The 21,190-nt window shown below is 70.8% G+C and carries 16 protein-coding genes; 5 read left to right on the top strand and 11 right to left on the bottom strand.

All coding sequences use genetic code 11. The features are described 5' to 3' along the window. Positions 1 to 148: 148 nt before the first annotated feature. From tkt to pgl, 5 genes are all read left to right on the top strand, one after another. Positions 149 to 2,236 carry a transketolase gene (gene tkt, locus ACF059_RS26660; RefSeq protein ID WP_392061680.1) on the top strand — a complete coding sequence of 696 codons (2,088 nt, stop codon included), beginning with the start codon at positions 149 to 151 and terminating at the stop codon, positions 2,234 to 2,236. A gap of 35 nt (positions 2,237 to 2,271) precedes the next feature. Continuing rightward, on the top strand, positions 2,272 to 3,390 hold the full coding sequence (gene tal / locus ACF059_RS26655; protein ID WP_392061677.1) for a transaldolase: 1,119 nt from the start codon (positions 2,272 to 2,274) through the stop codon (positions 3,388 to 3,390). Positions 3,391 to 3,395: 5 nt separating this feature from the next. Then, positions 3,396 to 4,922 carry a glucose-6-phosphate dehydrogenase gene (gene zwf, locus ACF059_RS26650; RefSeq protein WP_366866931.1) on the top strand — a complete coding sequence of 509 codons (1,527 nt, stop codon included), beginning with the start codon at positions 3,396 to 3,398 and terminating at the stop codon, positions 4,920 to 4,922. Further along, on the top strand, positions 4,919 to 5,977 hold the full coding sequence (gene opcA, locus ACF059_RS26645) for a glucose-6-phosphate dehydrogenase assembly protein OpcA (protein WP_392061674.1): 1,059 nt from the start codon (positions 4,919 to 4,921) through the stop codon (positions 5,975 to 5,977). The genes zwf and opcA overlap by 4 nt, the downstream gene beginning before the upstream one ends. Positions 5,978 to 6,077: 100 nt before the next feature. Then, positions 6,078 to 6,860, top strand: coding sequence for a 6-phosphogluconolactonase (gene pgl, locus ACF059_RS26640; protein ID WP_361941826.1), 783 nt, complete (start codon positions 6,078 to 6,080; stop codon positions 6,858 to 6,860). 64 nt (positions 6,861 to 6,924) lie between these two features. Here the strand turns inward: pgl and pgi are convergent, their stop codons facing one another. From pgi to uvrC, 11 genes are all read right to left on the bottom strand, one after another. Beyond that, on the bottom strand, positions 6,925 to 8,580 hold the full coding sequence (gene pgi, locus ACF059_RS26635; RefSeq protein ID WP_392061929.1) for a glucose-6-phosphate isomerase: 1,656 nt from the start codon (positions 8,578 to 8,580) through the stop codon (positions 6,925 to 6,927). A 151-nt stretch (positions 8,581 to 8,731) separates the two neighbouring features. Then, positions 8,732 to 9,067 carry an RNA polymerase-binding protein RbpA gene (locus tag ACF059_RS26630; RefSeq protein ID WP_010352468.1) on the bottom strand — a complete coding sequence of 112 codons (336 nt, stop codon included), beginning with the start codon at positions 9,065 to 9,067 and terminating at the stop codon, positions 8,732 to 8,734. A 182-nt stretch (positions 9,068 to 9,249) separates the two neighbouring features. Continuing rightward, positions 9,250 to 9,480, bottom strand: coding sequence for a preprotein translocase subunit SecG (gene secG / locus ACF059_RS26625; protein WP_360890673.1), 231 nt, complete (start codon positions 9,478 to 9,480; stop codon positions 9,250 to 9,252). A gap of 130 nt (positions 9,481 to 9,610) precedes the next feature. Continuing rightward, on the bottom strand, positions 9,611 to 10,399 hold the full coding sequence (gene tpiA, locus ACF059_RS26620; protein ID WP_392061671.1) for a triose-phosphate isomerase: 789 nt from the start codon (positions 10,397 to 10,399) through the stop codon (positions 9,611 to 9,613). A gap of 6 nt (positions 10,400 to 10,405) precedes the next feature. Next, on the bottom strand, positions 10,406 to 11,620 hold the full coding sequence (locus ACF059_RS26615; RefSeq protein ID WP_360890296.1) for a phosphoglycerate kinase: 1,215 nt from the start codon (positions 11,618 to 11,620) through the stop codon (positions 10,406 to 10,408). Between the two features lie 132 nt (positions 11,621 to 11,752). Continuing rightward, complete coding sequence (gene gap, locus ACF059_RS26610) at positions 11,753 to 12,757, bottom strand: type I glyceraldehyde-3-phosphate dehydrogenase (RefSeq protein WP_360890298.1); 1,005 nt, start codon at positions 12,755 to 12,757, stop codon at positions 11,753 to 11,755. Positions 12,758 to 12,967: 210 nt separating this feature from the next. Beyond that, entirely contained in the window at positions 12,968 to 15,925 is a 2,958-nt protein-coding gene (locus tag ACF059_RS26605; RefSeq protein ID WP_392061667.1) for a M14 family zinc carboxypeptidase, read from the bottom strand. A 139-nt stretch (positions 15,926 to 16,064) separates the two neighbouring features. Continuing rightward, complete coding sequence (whiA, locus tag ACF059_RS26600) at positions 16,065 to 17,060, bottom strand: DNA-binding protein WhiA (RefSeq protein ID WP_360890304.1); 996 nt, start codon at positions 17,058 to 17,060, stop codon at positions 16,065 to 16,067. Beyond that, a complete protein-coding gene (gene yvcK, locus ACF059_RS26595) occupies positions 17,051 to 18,106 on the bottom strand; it encodes a uridine diphosphate-N-acetylglucosamine-binding protein YvcK (protein ID WP_360890307.1) in 1,056 nt (351 codons plus the stop codon). The genes whiA and yvcK overlap by 10 nt, the downstream gene beginning before the upstream one ends. Then, positions 18,103 to 19,050, bottom strand: a complete 948-nt coding sequence (gene rapZ / locus ACF059_RS26590; protein WP_030707027.1) for an RNase adapter RapZ — start codon at positions 19,048 to 19,050, stop codon at positions 18,103 to 18,105. The genes yvcK and rapZ overlap by 4 nt, the downstream gene beginning before the upstream one ends. Continuing rightward, entirely contained in the window at positions 19,047 to 21,119 is a 2,073-nt protein-coding gene (uvrC, locus tag ACF059_RS26585) for an excinuclease ABC subunit UvrC (RefSeq protein WP_392061664.1), read from the bottom strand. The genes rapZ and uvrC overlap by 4 nt, the downstream gene beginning before the upstream one ends. Positions 21,120 to 21,190 lie beyond the last annotated feature (71 nt).

Raw genomic sequence — 21,190 nt, 5'->3', positions numbered from 1 at the left:
CGCGCGGAGGTGAACGCGGGCCGGCGCCGCGATGACGGACTGCCTGCACTCGAATAGCTGCACGCCGTTGCGGGGGTAGGCTCGGAATCGCGCCGGTGCACCGTTCGTCACCGGGATTCATACATGTGGAGAGGAGCCCTGACCCACGGTGAGCACCAAGCCGACCACCACAGAGCTCGAGTGGACCGAACTGGACCAGCGGGCCGTCGACACCGCCCGCATCCTGGCCGCTGACGCGGTCCAGAAGGTCGGAAACGGCCACCCCGGTACGGCGATGAGCCTGGCCCCCGCCGCGTACACCCTCTTCCAGAAGGTGATGCGGCACGACCCGGCGGACCCCGAGTGGGTGGGCCGCGACCGCTTCGTGCTCTCCGCGGGGCACTCGTCCCTGACCCTCTACACCCAGCTGTACCTCGGCGGGTTCGGGCTCGCGCTGGACGACCTGAAGGCGTTCCGCACCTGGGGCTCCAAGACCCCCGGTCACCCCGAGTACGGCCACACGGCCGGCGTGGAGACCACCACCGGCCCGCTCGGCCAGGGTGTGGCCAACGCGGTGGGCATGGCCATGGCCGCCCGCTACGAGCGCGGTCTGTTCGACCCGCAGGCCGCCGCCGGCACCTCCCCGTTCGACCACATGGTCTACGCGATCGCGGGCGACGGCTGCCTCCAGGAGGGCATCTCCCACGAGGCGTCCGCGCTGGCCGGCCACCAGAAGCTCGGCAACCTGGTGCTGCTGTGGGACGACAACCACATCTCCATCGAGGGTGACACGGAGACGGCCGTCTCCGAGGACACCATGAAGCGCTACGAGGCGTACGGCTGGCACGTCCAGCGCGTCGAGCAGCAGGAGAACGGCGACCTCGACCCGAAGGCCCTGTTCGCCGCCCTCCAGGCCGCCAAGGCCGAGACCGAGCGCCCGTCCTTCATCGCGATGCGCTCGATCATCGCCTGGCCCGCCCCGCACGCCCAGGGCACCGAGGCCTCGCACGGCTCCGCGCTCGGCGACGACGAGGTGGCCGCCACCAAGCGCGTCCTCGGCTTCGATCCGGAGCAGACCTTCGAGGTCTCCGACGAGGTCATCGCGCACACCCGCGCCCTCGGCGACCGCGGCCGCGAGGCCAAGGCCGCCTGGGGCAAGGAGTTCTCCGCCTGGCGCACCGCCAACCCGGAGCGCGCCGCCGAGTTCGACCGCATCAACGCGAACGAGCTGCCCGAGGGCTGGCAGGACCGCCTGCCGGTCTTCGAGGCCGGCAAGGGCGTCGCCACCCGTGCCGCCTCCGGCAAGGTGCTCGAAGCGCTCGGCGCGGTCATCCCGGAGCTGTGGGGCGGCTCGGCCGACCTGGCCGGCTCCAACAACACCACCATCGACAAGACGTCCTCGTTCCTGCCGAAGGGCAACCCGCTGCCGGAGGCCGACCCGTACGGCCGCACCATCCACTTCGGCATCCGCGAGCACGCCATGGCCGCGGCCATGAACGGCATCGCCCTGCACGGCCACACCCGCATCTACGGCGGCACCTTCCTGGTGTTCTCCGACTACATGCGCAACGCCGTCCGCCTGTCCGCGCTGATGCACCTGCCGGTGACGTACGTGTGGACGCACGACTCCATCGGTCTGGGCGAGGACGGCCCGACGCACCAGCCGGTCGAGCACCTCGCCTCGCTGCGCGCCATCCCGGGCCTGAACCTGGTCCGCCCGGCCGACGCGAACGAGACCGCCATCGCCTGGCGCGAGATCCTGGCGCGCCACACCAAGGTGTTCGGCAAGGGCGCCCCGCACGGTCTGGCGCTCACCCGCCAGGGCGTGCCGACCTACGAGCGCAACGAGGACGCCGCCAAGGGCGGTTACGTGATGTTCGAGGCGACGGGCGGCGACGCCCAGGTCGTCCTCATCGGCACCGGCTCCGAGGTGCACCTGGCCGTGGAGGCCCGCGAGCAGCTCCAGGCCGAGGGCATCCCCACCCGGGTCGTCTCGATGCCGTGCGTCGAGTGGTTCGAGGAGCAGGACCAGGAGTACAAGGACAGCGTCCTGCCCTCCTCGGTGAAGGCCCGCGTCGCGGTCGAGGCCGGCATCGGCCTGACCTGGCACCGGTACGTCGGCGACGCCGGCCGGATCGTGTCGCTGGAGCACTTCGGCGCCTCCGCCGACGCGAAGGTGCTGTTCCGCGAGTTCGGCTTCACCGCCGAGGCCGTGACCGCCGCCGCCAAGGCCTCCCTGTCCGCCGCCGCGCGCTGACCGCCCGCACTACACCAGTAGGAGATGCAATTCCCATGACAGACGCACTCAAGCGCCTCTCCGACGAGGGCGTGGCGATCTGGCTGGACGACCTGTCCCGCAAGCGCATCACGTCCGGCAACCTCGCCGAGCTCATCGACCAGTCGCACGTGGTCGGTGTCACGACCAACCCGTCGATCTTCCAGAAGGCCATCAGCAGCGGTGACGGCTACGAGCAGCAGCTCACCGACCTCGCCGCCCGCAAGGTCACCGTGGAAGAGGCCATCCGCATGATCACGACGGCGGACGTCCGCGACGCCGCCGACATCCTGCGCCCGGTCTACGACCGCACCGACGGCCAGGACGGCCGCGTGTCGATCGAGGTCGACCCGCGCCTGGCGCACGACACCACGGCGACCGTCGCCGAGGCCAAGCAGCTCGCCTGGCTGGTGGACCGCCCGAACACGCTCATCAAGATCCCGGCGACCAAGGCCGGCCTGCCGGCGATCACCGAGGTCATCGGCAAGGGCATCAGCGTCAACGTCACGCTGATCTTCTCGCTGGAGCGCTACCGCGAGGTCATGGACGCGTACCTGGCGGGTCTGGAGAAGGCCAAGGCCGCCGGCCTGGACCTCTCCCTGATCCACTCGGTCGCCTCCTTCTTCGTCTCCCGCGTGGACAGCGAGATCGACAAGCGCCTGGACGCGATCGGCACCGACGAGGCCACCTCCCTCAAGGGCAAGGCGGCGCTCGCCAACGCCCGTCTGGCCTACCAGGCCTACGAGGAGGTCTTCTCCTCGGACCGCTGGAACGCCCTGGAGCGCGTCGGCGCCAACAAGCAGCGCGCGCTGTGGGCCTCGACGGGCGTCAAGGACCCGGCGTACAAGGACACCCTGTACGTGGACGACCTGGTCGCCCCGAACACGGTCAACACCATGCCGGAGGCCACCCTGGAGGCCACCGCCGACCACGGGCAGATCACGGGTGACACCGTGCGCGGCACCTACGAGCAGGCGCGTGCCGAGCTCGACGCGGTCGCGAAGCTGGGCATCTCGTACGACGATGTGGTGCAGCTGCTCGAGGACGAGGGCGTCGAGAAGTTCGAGGCGTCCTGGAACGACCTGCTGAAGTCGACCGAGGCGGAGCTTGAGCGCCTCGCCCCCACGGAGGCCTGAACACCTTGTCTGTAAACGGAGCGAACCCGCTTCGTGACGCACAGGACCGGCGGCTCCCGCGCATCGCGGGGCCGTCCGGCCTGGTCATTTTCGGCGTTACGGGTGACCTGTCGCGCAAGAAGCTGATGCCTGCCGTCTACGACCTGGCCAACCGCGGCCTGCTCCCGCCGGGCTTCTCGCTGATCGGCTTCGCCCGCCGTGAGTGGGAGCACGAGGACTTCGCCCAGGAGGTGTACGAGGCGGTCAAGGAGCACTCGCGCACGCCGTTCCGGGAAGAGGTCTGGCAGCAGCTGGTGCAGGGCTGCCGGTTCGTGCAGGGCGACTTCGACGACGACGCGGCCTTCGAGACCCTGAAGGCGACGATCGACGAGCTCGACAAGGCGCAGGGCACGGGCGGCAACTTCGCCTTCTACCTGTCGGTCCCGCCCAAGTTCTTCCCCAAGGTGGTCCAGCAGCTCAAGGACCACGGGCTGGCCCAGAAGGAAGGCGCCTGGCGGCGCGCCGTCATCGAGAAGCCCTTCGGCCACGACCTGAAGAGCGCCGAGGAGCTCAACAAGGTCGTCCACGAGGTCTTCCCGCGGGACGAGGTCTTCCGGATCGACCACTACCTCGGCAAGGAGACCGTCCAGAACATCCTGGCGCTCCGCTTCGCCAACACGATGTTCGAGCCGATCTGGAACCGGTCGTACGTCGACCACGTGCAGATCACCATGGCCGAGGACATCGGCATCGGCGGCCGGGCCGGCTACTACGACGGCATCGGCGCGGCCCGTGACGTCATCCAGAACCACCTGCTCCAGCTGCTGGCGCTCACGGCGATGGAGGAGCCCGGCTCCTTCCACCCCAAGGCGCTGGTGGCCGAGAAGCTGAAGGTCCTGACGGCGGTGCAGCTGCCGGAGGACCTGGGCAAGCACACCGTGCGCGGCCAGTACGCGGCCGCGTGGCAGGGTGGCGAGAAGGTCGTCGGGTACCTCGAAGAGGACGGCATCGACCCCAAGTCGAAGACCGACACCTACGCGGCCATCCGCCTGGAGATCAACAACCGCCGCTGGGCGGGCGTCCCCTTCTACCTGCGGACGGGCAAGCGCCTGGGCCGCCGGGTGACGGAGATCGCGGTGGTCTTCAAGCGGGCCCCGTACCTGCCGTTCGAGTCGGGTGCGACCGAGGAGCTGGGGCAGAACGCCCTGGTCATCCGGGTCCAGCCGGACGAGGGCGTGACGGTGCGCTTCGGCTCCAAGGTCCCGGGCACCTCCATGGAGGTCCGGGACGTCACGATGGACTTCGCCTACGGCGAGTCCTTCACGGAGTCGAGCCCCGAGGCGTACGAGCGGCTCATCCTCGACGTGCTCCTCGGCGACGCGAACCTCTTCCCGCGCCACCAGGAAGTCGAACTGTCCTGGAACATCCTCGACCCGATCGAGGAGTACTGGGACAAGCACGGCAAGCCCGCGCAGTACCCGGCGGGCACCTGGGGGCCGGTCGAGGCGGACGAGATGCTCGCACGAGACGGACGGAGCTGGCGCCGGCCATGAAGATCGACCTGACGGAGACCAACTCCAGCAAGATCAATGCCGCGATGGTGCAGGCCCGCCGGGACATCGGCACGCCGGCCATCGGCATGGTCCTCACGCTGGTGATCGTGACCGACGAGGAGAACGCGTACGACGCGCTCAAGTCGGCGAACGACGCGTCCCACGAACACCCCTCGCGGATCGTCGTCGTCATCAAGCGGGTCAGCCGTTCGCCGCGCAGCCGCCGCGAGGCCCGTCTCGACGCGGAAGTCCGCGTCGGGGCGGACTCCGGCAGCGGTGAGACGGTCGTGCTCCGCCTTCACGGCGAACTGGTCGACCACGCCCAGTCGGTGGTTCTCCCCCTGCTGCTGCCCGACGCCCCGGTGGTCGTCTGGTGGCCGGAAGGTGCTCCGTCGGACCTGGCGGGCGACCCGCTGGGTGCGCTGGGGCAGCGCCGGATCACGGACACGTACTCGTGCGAGGACCCGGTCACGGCCCTCGGCAACCGGGCGGCGGCCTACGCCCCCGGCGACACGGACCTGTCCTGGACCCGCATCACGCCGTGGCGCTCGATGCTGGCGGCCGCGCTGGACCAGCAGAACCTGTCGGTCCTCTCCGCGACCGTCGAGGGCGAGAACGACAACCCGAGCTGCGAGCTGCTGGCCATGTGGCTGGCGGACCGCCTCGGCGTGCCCGTCGAGCGGACCCTGTCGGGCGGTCCGGGTCTCACCGCCGTCCGCATGGAGACCACGGAGGGCGCGATCGTCCTGGACCGTGCGGACGGGTCGCTGGCCACGCTGTGCATGCCGGGGCAGCCCGACCGTGCGGTGGCGCTCAAGCGCCGTGACACGGCCGAGCTCCTGGCCGAGGAACTGCGGCGGCTGGACCCGGACAACACGTACGAGGCCTCGCTGAAGTTCGGCGTGACGAAGCTGAGGGCCGCTGCGGCGGCCAAGACCGCGGCTCCGGCCAAGGCCCGTGCCAAGGCCGACACCCCGGCCGACACCCCGGCCGAGGCTCCGGCCGAGGCCCCGAAGCCGGCGGCCAAGCAGGCGAAGAAGGCCGCGGCCCAGTAGGCCGGGTCAGTAGTACGGCTCACCAGTACGGGGCCTGCGGGGGGGGTCAGCCTCCCGCAGGCCCCGCCCCGCACCCGAGCGAAGGCGGCAGCACATGGGTATGACGACTCCTCAAGTCGTCGTCCACCGGGACAAGGAACTGATGGCGCAGGCCGCCGCGGCCCGGCTCATCACCAAGATCGTGGACGCGCAGACGGCCCGCGGATCGGCGTCGGTGGTCCTCACCGGCGGACGCAACGGCAACGGCCTGCTCGCCGCGCTGGCGGCCGCCCCGGCGCGGGACGCGATCGACTGGCCCCGCCTGGACCTGTGGTGGGGCGACGAGCGCTACGTCCCCGCCGACGACCCCGAGCGCAACCACACCCAGGCCCGCGAGGCCCTCCTGGACTCCGTCCCGGTCGACCCCGCGCGCGTCCACGTCATGCCGGCCTCGGACGGCCCGTACGGGCCCGACGTGGACGCGGCGGCGGCCGCCTACGCGGCCGAGCTGGCGAAGGCGGCCGGCCCGGAGGACCACGGCCCGGTCCCCCGCTTCGACGTGCTGATGCTGGGCGTCGGCCCGGACACGCACGTGGCCTCCCTCTTCCCCGAGCACCCGGCCGTCCGGGAGACCGAGCGCACGGTGGTCGGCGTCCACGGCGCCCCCAAGCCCCCGCCCACCCGGGTCTCCCTGACCCTCCCGGCGATCCGGGCGGCCCGTGAGGTCTGGCTGCTGGCGGCGGGCGAGGACAAGGCGGGGGCGGTGTCCATCGCCCTCGGCGGCGCGGGCGCCGTCCAGGCCCCGGCCGCGGCGGCCTACGGCCGCTCCCGCACCCTGTGGCTCCTGGACCGGGCGGCGGCGGCCAAGCTCCCCACCGGGATGTATCCCCCCGCCTCCGCCTGACCCGGCCACGCGAAGGGCCCGCCCTCCCCAGGAGAGCGGGCCCTTCGCGTGCCTGGTGCCTGGCTCAGCTCCGGCCGCGCAGGCGCCGGTACGTCGCCACGAGCGCCGTCGTCGAGGCGTCGAGCCCCGGCACGTCCGCGCCCTGCGTCAGCGCGGGCTCGATCCGCTTGGCGAGCACCTTGCCGAGCTCCACGCCCCACTGGTCGAAGGAGTCGATGTTCCACACCGCGCCCTGGACGAACACCTTGTGCTCGTAGAGGGCGATGAGCTGGCCCAGCACCGACGGCGTGAGCTCGCCCGCCAGGATGGTGGTCGTGGGGTGGTTGCCCTGGAAGGTCTTGTGCGGGACCAGCGCCTCCGGGACGCCCTCGTCCCGTACCTCCTGCGGCGTCTTGCCGAAGGCCAGCGCCTGGCTCTGCGCGAAGAAGTTCGCCATCAGCAGGTCGTGCTGGGCGGCGGGCGCCTCCGGCAGGTCCGCGACCGGCCGGGCGAAGCCGATGAAGTCCGCGGGGATCAGCTTCGTGCCCTGGTGGAGCAGCTGGTAGTAGGCGTGCTGACCGTTGGTGCCGGGCGTGCCCCAGACCACCGGGCCGGTCTGCCATTCGACCGGATGGCCGTCCCGGTCCACGGACTTGCCGTTGGACTCCATGTCCAGCTGCTGCAAGTACGCGGTGAAGCGGGAGAGGTAGTGGCTGTAGGGGAGCACCGCGTGCGCCTGCGCGTCGAAGAAGGCGCCGTACCAGATCCCCAACAGGCCGAGCAGCAGCGGGGCGTTCTCGTGCGCCGGCGCCGTGCGGAAGTGCTCGTCCATGGTGTGGAAGCCGTCGAGCAGCTCCCGGAAGGCGTCCGGGCCGATCGCGATCATCAGGGAGAGCCCGATGGCCGAGTCGAAGGAGTAGCGTCCGCCGACCCAGTCCCAGAACTCGAACATGTTGGCCGGATCGATGCCGAAGTCGGTGACCTTCTCGGCGTTGGTCGACAGGGCCACGAAGTGCCGTGCTACGGCCTCCTGATCGCCGCCCAGCGCCGCGAGCAGCCAGCCGCGCGCCGAAGTGGCGTTGGTGATGGTCTCGATGGTGGTGAAGGTCTTGGAGGCGATGATGAACAGCGTCTCCGCCGCGTCGAGGTCCCGCACGGCCTCGTGCAGGTCCGCGCCGTCCACGTTGGACACGAACCGCACGGTCAGGCCGCGGTCGGTGAAGGCGCGCAGGGCCTCGTACGCCATGGCCGGGCCCAGGTCGGAGCCGCCGATGCCGATGTTGACGACGTTCTTGATGGGCTTGCCGGTGAAGCCGGTCCACTCCCCCGACCGGATCCGGTCGGAGAAGGCCGCCATCTTGTCGAGGACGGCGTGCACGCCGGGGACGACGTCCTCGCCGTCCACCTCGATCACGGCGTTCCCCGGGGCGCGCAGGGCGGTGTGCAGGACCGCCCGGTCCTCGGTCGTGTTGATCTTCTCGCCGCGGAACATGGCGTCGCGCAGCTCGGCCACGCCCGTGGCCGCCGCCAGTTCGCGCAGCAGCGTCAGCGTCTCGTCGGTCACGAGGTGCTTCGAGTAGTCGATGTGCAGGTCGCCCGCCTGCAGGGTGTAGCCGGTGCCGCGGCCCGGGTTCTCCTCGAACAGCTCGCGCAGATGCGTCCGCCCGAACTCCTCCCGGTGCTTGCCGAGTGCCAGCCACTCCGGCGTCCGGTTGAGCTTCGTACGGATCTCCGCATTCATCTCGGACATCAACTCACTTCTTCCGTCCTGTCGTGCCCCGCCGTTCTCCAACTTAAGGGATCACAAGCGGCGCAACGCACACAAAGAGGCCCGGCCCCGCAGGAGAAGCTTCCTGCGGGGCCGGGCCTCACGTCACACATGTCGGGCGGTGTCAGATCTCGCCGCGCAGCTTGGCGAGCGCCTCGGCGAGGATCGCCTCGCCGTCGGCGTCCGAGCGCCGTTCGCGCACGTACGCCAGGTGCGTCTTGTACGGTTCGGTGCGCGGCGGCGCGGGCGGGTTGTCCCGGTCCTGACCGGCCGGGAACCCGCAGCGCGGGCAGTCCCAGGTGTCCGGCACCTGCGCGTCGCTGGCGAAGCTCGGCTGCGTCTCGTGCCCGTTCGAGCACCAGAAGGAGATGCGCAGGCGGGGTGCGGACTCGCCGCGCTCTGCCTCACCCATCGGCCCCGCTCCGACCCGGCTACCACGGATCGCGTTGCCACTTGCCACGGTCGTAACTCCCTGCGTGATGGTGCCGCGGAGTGTGAGTGGAAATTCCGCCGCGGAGCGCCCAAGTCTACGTAAGGCCCAACGCACGTCCAGTGAGCGGAGTTACTGATTCCACGCCATGGACGCCGACCCACATGATAGGCCGGGCAGTGCCGACCGGACTGCCGGAATGGCGAGAACGGTCAGCTGCTCGACTTCATCGCCAGGCCGAGCGCGACGATGCACGCGAACCACAGCAGACCCACGACCACGGTGATGCGGTCCAGGTTCCGCTCCGCCACGGAGGAGCCGCCGACCGACGACTGCATACCGCCGCCGAACATGTCGGAAAGGCCGCCGCCCTTGCCCTTGTGCATCAGCACGAGCAGCATCAGCAGGGCGCTGAAGACGATCAGGGCGATCGAGAACCCCATAATCACGGCTGATTCCTACTTTCTGGCTTTCTCAGGCAAACCGGCTTTGCTGGATGTGCGCGGGGGCCAGCGGCTGGTAATCCAGCCTCTGGCCCCCGCAAGGGTACGACGGATCCGCCCTACCGCATACTCACTGGTCGCGGAAGCGGACGATCTTGACGAACTCGTCCACGTCCAGCGCCGCGCCGCCGATCAGGGCGCCGTCGACGTCCGGCTGGGCCATGATCGCCGCGATGTTCCCCGACTTCACCGAGCCGCCGTACTGGATGCGGACCTTGTCGGCCACCTCCTGCGAGTACAGCTCCGCGAGGCGGCCGCGGATCGCCCCGCAGACCTCCTGGGCGTCCTCGGGGGTGGCGACCTCGCCGGTCCCGATGGCCCATACGGGCTCGTACGCGACGACGATGGACTCGACCTGCTCGGCCGGGATGTCCTTGAGGCCGCCGTCGAGCTGGTTCAGCGTGTACGGGACCTGCTGGCCGGCCTTGCGGACGTCCAGGCCCTCGCCGACGCACAGGATCGGGGTGAGCCCGTGCCGGTGGGCGGCCTTGACCTTGGCGTTGCAGATCTCGTCGTCCTCGCCGTGGTACTGGCGGCGCTCGCTGTGGCCGACGGCCACGTACGTGCACTTCAGCTTGGCCAGCATCGAGCCGGAGATCTCGCCGGTGTAGGCGCCGGAGTCGTGCGCGGAGAGGTCCTGGGCGCCGTACTTGATCTTCAGCTTGTCGCCGTCGACCAGGGTCTGGACCGAGCGCAGGTCGACGAAGGGCGGCAGGACCGCGACCTCGACGGCGTCGTAGTCCTTGTCGGCGAGCGCGAAGGCGAGCTTCTGGACGTGGGCGATGGCCTCGAGGTGGTTGAGGTTCATCTTCCAGTTGCCCGCCATCAGCGGGGTGCGGCCGTTTACGGGATCACTCATGTGGTTCTAGCCCTCCAGGGCGGCGAGGCCGGGGAGCGTCTTGCCCTCGAGGTATTCGAGGGAGGCGCCGCCACCGGTGGAAATGTGGCCGAACGCATTCTCGTCGAAGCCGAGAATGCGAACCGCGGCGGCGCTGTCTCCGCCGCCGACGACGGTGAAGGCGCTGCTGTCGAGCAGGCCCTGGGCGATGGCCCTGGTACCGCCGGCGTAGTCGGGGTGCTCGAAGACGCCGACCGGGCCGTTCCAGAAGACGGTCTTGGCGTCGGCGATCTTCGACGCGTACAGCTCGCGCGTCCTGGGACCGATGTCGAGGCCCTCCTTGGTCGCGGGGATCTTGTCCGCGTCCACGGTCTCGAAGGTGGCCGGGGTCTTGCCCTTGAGGTCCGGGAACTCCTCGGAGACCAGGACGTCGACCGGGAGGACCAGCTCGACGCCGGTCTCCTCGGCGCGCTTCATGTACTCCTTGACGACGTCCACCTGGTCCTTCTGGAGCAGGGAGATGCCGACCTCGTAGCCCTTGGCGTACAGGAAGGTGTAGGCCATGCCGCCGCCGATGAGGATGCGGTCGGCCTTGCCGAGCAGCTGGTCGATGACGGCCAGCTTGTCGGAGACCTTGGCGCCGCCGAGGACCACGACGTACGGGCGCTCGACCTCGGCGGTCAGCTTGCGCAGGACGCCGACCTCGGTGGCGATGAGGTAGCCGGCGGCGTGCGGGAGGCGCGCGGGGAGGTCGAAGACCGAGGCGTGCTTGCGGTGGACCGCTCCGAAGCCGTCACCGACGTAGACGTCCGCCAGCTCCGCGAGCTCGTCCGCGAAGGCGCCGCGCTCGGCGTCGTCCTTCGAGGTCTCGCCGGCGTTGAAGCGCAGGTTCTCGATGACGGCGACCTGGCCGTCGGTGAGGGCCGCGACGGTCTCCTTGGCGGAGGCGCCGACGGTGTCGGTGGCGAACGCGACGTCGGCGCCGAGCAGTTCACCGAGGCGCGCGGCGGCCGGGGCGAGCGAGAAGGCGGGCTCTACGCCGGTGCCCTTGGGGCGGCCCAGGTGCGAGGCCACGATGACGCGGGCGCCGGCGGCGGCGAGCTTCGCGATCGTGGGCTGGACGGCGCGGATGCGGCCGTCGTCGGTGATGGTGCCCTCGGCCAGCGGGACGTTCAGGTCCGCGCGGACGAAGACCCGCTTGCCCTTGACGCCTTCGGCGAGCAGTTCATCGATCGTCTTCATGTGTTCCTACTCCTTTGAGACCTTCACTCGAAGGGCGAGGAAGGGAGAACGAGGCAAGCAACAGGGCCCGTGCGGCGCTTCGTCGCGCTGCTCGGACCCTGTGCTCACATCGTGGTGCCTTGCCCTACGTGCTTACAGCTGACCGCCGACGAAGACGGTCAGGTCGACGAGACGGTTGGAGTAGCCCCACTCGTTGTCGTACCAGCCGACGACCTTAACGCTCTTGCCCTGGACCATGGTCAGGGAGGAGTCGAAAGTGCAGGACGCCGGCCAGTTCACGATGTCGGACGAGACGATCGCGTCCTCGGTGTAGTCCAGGACGCCCTTCAGCTGGCCCTCGGCCGCCTTCTGGAAGGCGGTGTTGACCTCGTCCTTGGTCACCTCGCGCTCCAGCTCGATCACGAGGTCGGTCACCGAGCCCGTGGGAACCGGGACGCGCATCGCGATGCCGTCGAGCTTGCCCGCCAGCTCCGGGATGACCAGGGCGGTGGCCTTGGCGGCACCCGTGGTGGTGGGGATGATGTTCTCGGCGGCGGCGCGGGCGCGGCGCAGGTCCGAGTGCGGGAAGTCCAGGATCCGCTGGTCGTTCGTGTAGGCGTGGACCGTGGTCATCATGCCCTTGACGATGCCGAAGTTCTCCAGGAGGACCTTGGCCATCGGCGCCACGCAGTTGGTGGTGCAGGAGGCGTTGGAGATGACGTGGTGGTTGGCCGCGTCGTACTTGTCCTGGTTGACGCCCATCACGATGGTGATGTCCTCGTCCTTGGCCGGAGCCGAGATGAGGACCTTCTTCGCGCCGGCGGCGATGTGCTTGGCGGCGTCGGCCTTCTTGGTGAAGATGCCGGTCGACTCGATGACGATGTCGGCGCCCAGCTCACCCCAGGGGAGGTTCGCGGGGTCGCGCTCGGCGAACGTCTTGAAGGTCTGGCCACCGACGGTGATGCTGTCGTCGGTGTGACTGACGTTCTGCTTCAGGCGACCCAGGATGGTGTCGTACTTGAGAAGGTGCACCAGGGTCGCGTTGTCAGTCAGGTCGTTGACACCGACGATCTCGATGTCCGCTCCCTGCTCCAGGAGCGCCCGGAAATAGTTACGGCCAATACGGCCAAAACCGTTGATGCCTACGCGGATCGTCACGAACCGATCTCCTCGTTGGTGCGCCGGTAAAGAGCGCCGGCGAGCTGTATGGGATGTCCCCGACCGCTTACGACCCTACCTCTCCGTGAGCTTTTGGGTGACATCGGTCGGGGCCTGACACGCCCCGGGGTCCCGTACCCGACGGGCTGGAACGGGCCCCCGGGGACCCTCGCCCCCGTCACTCAGGGTGAGGGACGGAAGGGCCTCTGATCAGCGGTTCAGCGCGCGGAGCGACTTACCGACGAGTAGCGCTCGGTCCGCCGCCGCCGGCAGGTGCTCCAGGCCGAAGCCCAGCAGGACCGTGTCACGCGTAGTGACCGCCGCATAGGACCTGAACTGCTCCCCCGTCCTGGACCAGTCGCCGGGAACGTCGGGGCTTCCGGCCGGTGCGCCCTGTGCGGCCCAGACGCCGAGGGAGGTCTCGAAGCCCTCCACGGCCTGGTCCGCGCCGCCGACCGACAGGCGCGCCTCGTCCGCGAAGACGCCGCGCCCGCCCGAGCCCGGATCGGTGATGGAGGAGAGCGAGACCTCCACGCTCTTGCCCGCGTAGGCGCTCAGGTCGAAGGCGACCTGCTTCCAGCCGCCGGAGGAACCGGTGAAGCTGTTCCACGCGCCGCTGGTGCCCTGCGGGCTGCAGCCGCCGGAGTCCAGGGTGAGGTAACGGCGCAGGAAGGGGTGGCCGTTCATGAAGAAGCCGGCCGCGCACTCCTCTGGGACGGTGGAGCTGGTGAGGCCGCTCGCCTCGGGCAGGGTGGTCCAGTCGTCGCCGCCCGCGGTACGGGCCTCCAGGACGGCGTGGTCGTAGCCCTCCTCGGTGTTCCAGTTGAGCGCGAGCTTCAGCTTGGGCGCGTCGGCCGCCGAGACGCCCGTCAGGTCGATCGTGCGCACCAGGCGCTTCCAGTCGTTGTCGGCGTGCAGCGCGGAGGCCATCTGCGTGCCGGCGAAGGGGGCGTAGGGGTTGACGACCCCGGTGAACCGGCCCGCGGGGGCGCTCTTGAACTGCGGGAACTGCGCGGGCGCCAGGGTGTCGGAGGTGACGGTGTAGGCGCCGGGGGCGTTCAGCGGGTTGCCCGCCGCGTCGGCGAGGGCTCCGCCGGCCCCGTTCAGGGCGCCGTCGCCGGTGAAGCCGGTGGCGCCGGGGGTGCTCGCCCGGCCGTAGGCGCCGAGCCAGTACTGGCTGAAGTCGTTGGTCACGGCGCGGCCGACCTGGGCGTTGCCGCCCGCCAGCTCACCGGCCTCGATCAGCTTGCCGCCCTCGTTGAGGAAGTCGCGCACGGCGAGCTGGGTGTCACCGCCGGGGGTCTTGGCCCCGGTGTAGTGGACGGCCGTGCCGAAGTGGGAGAGCACCCCGAGGTGGTGCGGGGCGCCCTGGACGGCGACGTCCCAGACCGCCGCGGACCTGCCGTTGGCGCGCAGGGCGTCGACGTACGTCCGGGCGTGCTGGGCCGTGGCCCCCTCCTCGGCGATCACCAGGACGTCCGCGCGAGGCCGCTCGGCGACCGTGTACGTGAAGTGCTCGCTGGAGACCTGTTCGCCGGAGCGGCCGCGGCCGGTGAACCAGACCTCGACCTTGTCCCCGGGCTTGGCGCCGTCGACCTCGGCGCGGTACTCGTCGAACCAGTTGTTGTCGTCGCCGCCGTAGACCTCGCCGCCCTCCCAGGCTTCGAGGTCCTCGTCGTGCGTGCGGCCGCCGTTGATCCTGAAGTTGAGCTCCTTGTCCTTCAGCGCCTTGCGGGCCGTGACGGAGACCGTCTGGTCCTCGCCGCGGGCCGCGTAGGACGTGGTGAAGGGGTCCAGGGTGAAGTCCGCGGCGCTCAGGCCCACGGAGGACGCCGGGCGGTCCGGGTGCGCGGCGCTCTCGCCGACCGAGAGGGCGAAGGGCACGTTCTTGGCGAACTCGGCCTGGATGAGCTTTTCGTCGTCCGGGAAGTTGAAGCCGGAGGCGCAGTCCTCCGGCCGCCACGCGTCGTTCGGGTCGCTGGCCGAGGCCGTCTGGCAGGTGGTCATCTCCGGCGTGAACATCATGACGCCGTTGACGTTGGAGGCGTGGCCGTCGGCCTCGCCGTTGGTGGTGTAGAGCTCGGAGGAGACCTGCGGGTAGTAGCCCGGGACGGCGGGGTTCTCCGGGGTGCCGGCGAGCGCCTTGTAGGCGACGTCGTCGGGGGTGGGGGTGGCGACCTGCCAGCCCACGCCGTAGAGGATCAGCTCGGCCGCGGAGTGGTAGTTGACGGCGTACTCGAAGCCGATGCGCTTCTCGAAGGCGTCCAGGGCGACGGTCTCGGGCTCGGAGGAGGCGCTCGGGCCGCGGTAGGTCTCGCTGGCCTGGTTCGGCGAGGACCCCTCGTTGTCGTAGCCCCACTTGAAGGCGAAGTTGCGGTTCAGGTCGACGCCGTCGCCGGGGGCGGTCTTGCCGTCGCCGTTGTTGTCGCGCAGGTTCTTGCGCCACAGCCGCTGGCCGTCGGCGGCGTGGGTGTAGTCGTAGCCGTCGGGGTTGGCGGAGAGGAGGAACCACAGCTCGCTGGAGTCGACCAGGCGGGTGATCCGCTGGTCCTTGCCGTAGTTGTCGAGCGTGTGGTGCATCAGCCGCCGGGTCATCTCGGGGGTGATCCACTCGCGGGCGTGCTGGTTGGACATGTAGAGGACCGACGGCTTGGCGCCGTCCTTGGTCTTCTTGGCGTTCTTGGAGACCTTGAGGGCGAGGATGTCCTTGCCCTGGACGGTCTTGCCGATGGAGACGACCTTGGTGAGCCCCGGGTTCTCCTGGGCGGTCCGCAGGATCTCCTCCTGGAGGCCGCCCTTGCCGCTGTACGGGCGGAACACGCCGTCACCGGCGGCCTGGGCCCGCGCCAGCCCCTGGGCCGGGATCCTGCGCTCGGCGACCTTGACGCCCTGGGCGCCGAGCTCCTCGGCCTGGGCCTCGGTGAGGAAGAGCTCGACCCGGGCGGTCCCGCTCTCCGGGGCGCGTTCGGTGAGTTCGTGGGCGTCCTGGCCGGCGGCGAGGACGAGCGGGACCTGTTCCCGGGTGATGTCGGCGTCGTAGACCCGGACCTCGTCGGCGCCGGACGCGGCGGAGCCGGGCTGGGCCTGGGCCGCCGCGGGTAGCGCGGCGAGTGTGGAACCGAAGACGAGTGCGCTTGCGGCGAGGATCGTTCTCGCGCGGTGCCTCATGTGCCCCCCTGGGCGTCGTCAGCCACGAAAGCGTTGGACGCCAGCCTCAAGACCGCCCCGTGCTCATGTCAATGGGGCCTACCGAAAGGGGGCCCGCACGAGTGATCGCGCGAGCCCCTTTCGTACGTACGCGGAGCGGTCAGCCCACCATGTTGTCGGCCATGTCCTCGCTGAGGTCCAGGTTCGACTCGGTGCCCGGGACGCCCAGGTCCTGGGCCCGCTTGTCGGCCATCGCCAGCAGGCGGCGGATCCGGCCGGCGACCGCGTCCTTGGTCAGCGGCGGGTCGGCGAGCGCGCCCAGCTCCTCCAGGGAGGCCTGCTTGTGCTCCATGCGCAGCCGGCCGGCCGCGGCGAGGTGCTCGGGGACCTCTTCGCCGAGGATCTCCAGCGCGCGCTGGACCCGCGCTCCGGCGGCCACCGCGGCCCGCGCCGAGCGGCGCAGGTTGGCGTCGTCGAAGTTGGCGAGACGGTTGGCGGTGGCGCGCACCTCGCGCCGCATCCGCCGCTCCTCCCAGGCCAGCACCGACTCGTGCGCGCCGAGCCGGGTCAGCAGGGCGCCGATCGCGTCGCCGTCGCGGACCACCACCCGGTCCACTCCGCGCACTTCGCGCGCCTTGGCGGCGATGGAGAGCCTGCGGGCGGCGCCCACCAGGGCCAGGGCGGCTTCCGGGCCGGGGCAGGTGACCTCCAGGGAGGAGGACCGGCCCGGCTCGGTGAGCGAGCCGTGGGCCAGGAAGGCGCCGCGCCACGCCGCTTCGGCGTCGCAGGTGGCCCCGGAGACCACCTGCGGCGGAAGGCCGCGGATCGGGCGTCCGCGGCCGTCCACGAGGCCCGTCTGGCGGGCCAGCTGGTCACCGCCGGCCACGACGCGGACCACGTAGCGGCTGCCGCGGCGCAGTCCGCCCGGAGCCATCACCACCAGGTCCGAGGAATGGCCGAAGATCTCCAGGATGTCCTTGCGCAGGCGCCGGGCGGCGATGCCCGTGTCCAGCTCCGCCTCGATGACGATCCGTCCGCTCACCAGGTGCAACCCGCCCGCGAACCGAAGAATCGCCGAGACTTCCGCTTTCCTGCAGCAGGTCCGGGTGACGGGCAGGCGGGAGATCTCATCCTTCACCGCGGGCGTCATCGCCATGGGCCGATCCTTCCATGCATCCGAAAAATACGGTCGTACGCGGCGGCCAGCAGCTCCGGGTCGTGCTTCGGGGAGCCGTCCTGCCTGGCCACGGGCGCCAGCTCGACCGCGGCACCGAACCGTTTCGCGGCATCGGCGAGGGACTCGCGGTCGGGCACGGCGGCCTCGTCGGCCAGCACCACGTCCAGGGCGAGTTTAGGGGCGTGTCGGGCCAAAACCTCCAAATGACGCTGCGGAGAGAAGCCCTCTGTTTCTCCGGGCTGCGGCGCGAGGTTCAGCGAGAGGACCCGCCGGGCCTTCGTCTCGATCAGCGCGTCGAGCAGTTCCGGCACCAGCAGGTGCGGGATGACGGAGGAGAACCAGGACCCCGGGCCGAGCACCACCCAGTCGGCGTCCAGGACCGCCGCGACGGCCTGCGGCACGGCCGGCGGGTCGCTCGGCACCACCTGTACGGAGAGCACCTCGCCCGGGGTCAGGGCCACCGTGGCCTGCCCCCGTACGGTGTCCACGTCCTCGGGACGCGCCGGGTCGTGGCCCCTGACCAGGGCCTGCAGCTCCAGCGGCACCGCCGACATCGGCAGCACCCGGCCCTGCGCGCCGAGCAGCCGGCCCACGAGGTCGAGGGCCTGGACGGGGTCGCCGAGCTGTTCCCACAGGGCGACGATCAGCAGATTGCCGACCGCGTGCCCGTGCAGGTCGCCCTCCGACTGGAAGCGGTGCTGGATCACGCGGGCCCAGGTCTGGCCCCAGTCGTCGTCACCGCACAGCGCGGCCAGCGCCTTGCGCAGGTCGCCGGGCGGCAGCACGCCGAGCTCCTCGCGGAGCCGGCCGCTGGAGCCGCCGTCGTCGGCGACGGTGACCACGGCGGTGAGGTCACCGGTGATCCTGCGCAGGGCGGCGAGGGAGGCCGACAGGCCCTGGCCGCCGCCGAGGGCGACGACCTTGGGCGTGGCGCCGCGCCGGCGGCGGGAGCGGCCCGCGCCGTCCTCGCCCCGTCCGGGGGTCAGACGGCGCAGGCGGCTCAGCCGCGGGGTCCGTGCGGTCACTCGCGCCCCATGTCCCGGTGGACTACGACGGTCTCGACTCCCTCGGAGGCGAGGCGGGCGGCGAGCTTCTCGGACATGGCGACGCTGCGGTGCTTGCCGCCCGTGCACCCGACCGCGATGGTCACGTACCGCTTGCCCTCGCGGCGGTAGCCGGTGGCGATGAGCTGGAGCAGCTCGGTGTAGCGGTCGAGGAACTCCTTGGCGCCGGGCTGGCTGAAGACGTAGCCCGACACCTCCTCGTTGAGCCCGGTGAAGGGGCGCAGCTCCGGGACCCAGTGCGGGTTCGGGATGAAGCGGCAGTCGACGACGAGGTCGGCGTCGACCGGGAGGCCGTACTTGTAGCCGAAGGACATGACGGTGGCCCGCAGCTCGGGCTCCTCGTCCCCGGCGAACTGGGCGTCCATCTTGGCGCGCAGCTCGTGCACGTTCAGGCTGGAGGTGTCGATCACCAGGTCGGCGTCGCCGCGCAGCTCGCGCAACAGGTCGCGCTCGGCGGCGATGCCGTCGGTGATGCGGCCGTCGCCCTGGAGCGGGTGCGGGCGGCGGACCGACTCGAAGCGGCGCACCAGGGCGTCGTCGGAGGACTCCAGGAAGACGATGCGCCGGGTGACGCCGCGGCTGTCGAGGTCGGCGAGGGACTCGCGCAGGGCGTCGAAGAACTGGCGGCCCCGGACGTCGACGACGACGGCGATGCGCGCCACGTTGCCCTGCGAGCGGGCCCCGAGCTCCACCATCGTGGGGATCAGCGCCGGCGGGAGGTTGTCGACGACGAACCAGCCGAGGTCCTCCAGACACTTGGCCGCCGTGCTGCGGCCGGCCCCGGACATGCCGGAGATGATCACCAGCTCGGGGATGGCCGCCTCGGCGGTCTCGCCGGGCTCCACTGTCGTGCCCGTACTCACCTGTGCTCCGTCTCGGTCGTGCGTGGTCTCGTGCTCGGTCATTGCTCGGTCCCCCGTTCGGACGATGGCTCCCGGCTACCGCCGGGAGGCGCCCCCACCTGCGGGGCGGGGGCCTCATCCTCAATGATCTCCCCTGTGGCCGTGTTGACGGCAGGGCCGGCCGGGACCGCCAGGGCGAGGGCCGCGGCCACCGTCTCGGCCGTCTTGCGGCCTATGCCCGGGACCTCGCAGATCTGCTCGATTGTCGCCTGTCTCAGCTTCTTCACCGAACCGAAGTGCTTGAGCAGGGCCAGCTTGCGGCTCTCGCCGAGCCCGGCGACCTCGTCCAGCGGCCCCGACTTCAGGCGCTTCCCGCGCTTGTTGCGCTGGTAGCGGATGGCGAAGCGGTGAGCCTCGTCACGCACCCGCTGGAGCAGGTAGAGGCCCTCGCTGGAGCGGGGCAGCACGACCGGGTCGTCCTCGCCGGGCAGCCAGACCTCCTCCAGGCGCTTGGCCAGGCCGCACACGGCGACGTCGTCGACGCCGAGCTCCTCCAGGGCCCGCTTGGCGGCGGCGACCTGCGGCTGTCCGCCGTCGACCACGACGAGCTGGGGCGGGTACGCGAAGCGCCGGGGCCGCCCGTCGTCCTCGGCGGCCCCCATGGCCCCGGCGGCCCCGACGGCCTCGCCGTCGGCGACCGCGCCCTCCTGTGCCTCCCACTCGCCCGTCTTCTGCTTCTCCTGCAGGTAGCGGCGAAAACGCCGGGAGACCACCTCGTGCATGGAGCGGACGTCGTCCTGCCCCTCGAACGACTTGATCTGGAAGCGCCGGTACTCGCTCTTGCGGGCCAGTCCGTCCTCGAAGACGACCATGGAGGCCACCACGTCGTCGCCCTGCAGGTGGGAGATGTCGAAGCACTCGATGCGCAGGGGCGCGCCGTCCAGCTCCAGGGCCTCGGCGATCTCCTCCAGGGCCCGGGAGCGGGTGGTGAGGTCGCTGGCGCGTTTGGTCTTGTGCAGGGCCAGGGACTGCTGCGCGTTGCGGTGGACGGTCTCCATGAGGGCCTTCTTGTCGCCGCGCTGCGGTATCCGCAGGCTGACCTGGGACCCCCGCCGGTCGGCGAGCCACTGGCTGAGCGCGGGCGTGTCCTCGGGGAGCGCCGGGACCAGCACCTCCTTGGGGACGGCCTCGCCCTTCTCCTCGCCGTACAGCTGCTGGAGCGCGTGCTCGACGAGCCCGGCCGTGTCGACGGCCTCGACCTTGTCGGTCACCCAGCCGCGCTGGCCGCGCACCCGGCCGCCGCGCACGTGGAAGATCTGCACGGCGGCTTCGAGCTCGTCCTCGGCGACCGCGATCAGGTCGGCGTCGGTGGCGTCGGCGAGCACCACGGCGTTCTTCTCCATGGCCCGGCGCAGCGCCCCGATGTCGTCGCGCAGCCGGGCGGCCTTCTCGTACTCCATCTCCTCGGCCGCGTCGTGCATCTCCCGCTCCAGGCGGGAGAGGTAGGTGCCGGTCCGGCCGGCCATGAAGTCGCAGAAGTCCTCGGCCAGTTCGCGGTGCTCCTCGGGGGTGACCCGGCCGACGCACGGCGCGGAGCACTTGCCGATGTAGCCCAGCAGGCAGGGCCGGCCGATCTGCGCGGACCGTTTGAAGACGCCGGCGGAGCAGGTGCGCACGGGGAAGACCCGGAGCATCAGGTCGACGGTCTCGCGGATCGCCCAGGCGTGCCCGTACGGACCGAAGTAGCGCACGCCCTTCTTCTTGGGCCCGCGCATGACCTGGACGCGCGGATACTCCTCGTTCATCGTCACGGCGAGGGAGGGATAGCTCTTGTCGTCCCGGTACTTGACGTTGAACCGGGGGTCGAACTCCTTGATCCAGGAGTACTCCAGCTGGAGCGCCTCGACCTCCGTGGACACCACGGTCCACTCCACGGAGGCGGCCGTGGTCACCATGGTGGCGGTACGGGGGTGCAGCCCGGCGATGTCCTGGAAGTAGCTGGCCAGGCGCTGGCGCAGGCTCTTGGCCTTCCCGACGTAGATCACCCGGCGGTGCTCGTCGCGGAATCTGTAGACCCCCGGGGTGTCGGGAATCTGCCCCGGCTCGGGACGGTAACTGGAAGGGTCGGCCATGCCAACCACCCTACTGGCGGGCGCCGACAACCGACCGTATGCCCGGGACCACGGCCCACGGTCCCGGGGGC

The organism is Streptomyces sp. NPDC016562 (assembly GCF_043076955.1).
In the GTDB taxonomy this organism is placed as follows: Bacteria; Actinomycetota; Actinomycetes; order Streptomycetales; family Streptomycetaceae; genus Streptomyces.
Note: the sequence above shows the minus strand (reverse complement) of the source record. Positions and strands in the feature narration are given on the sequence as shown.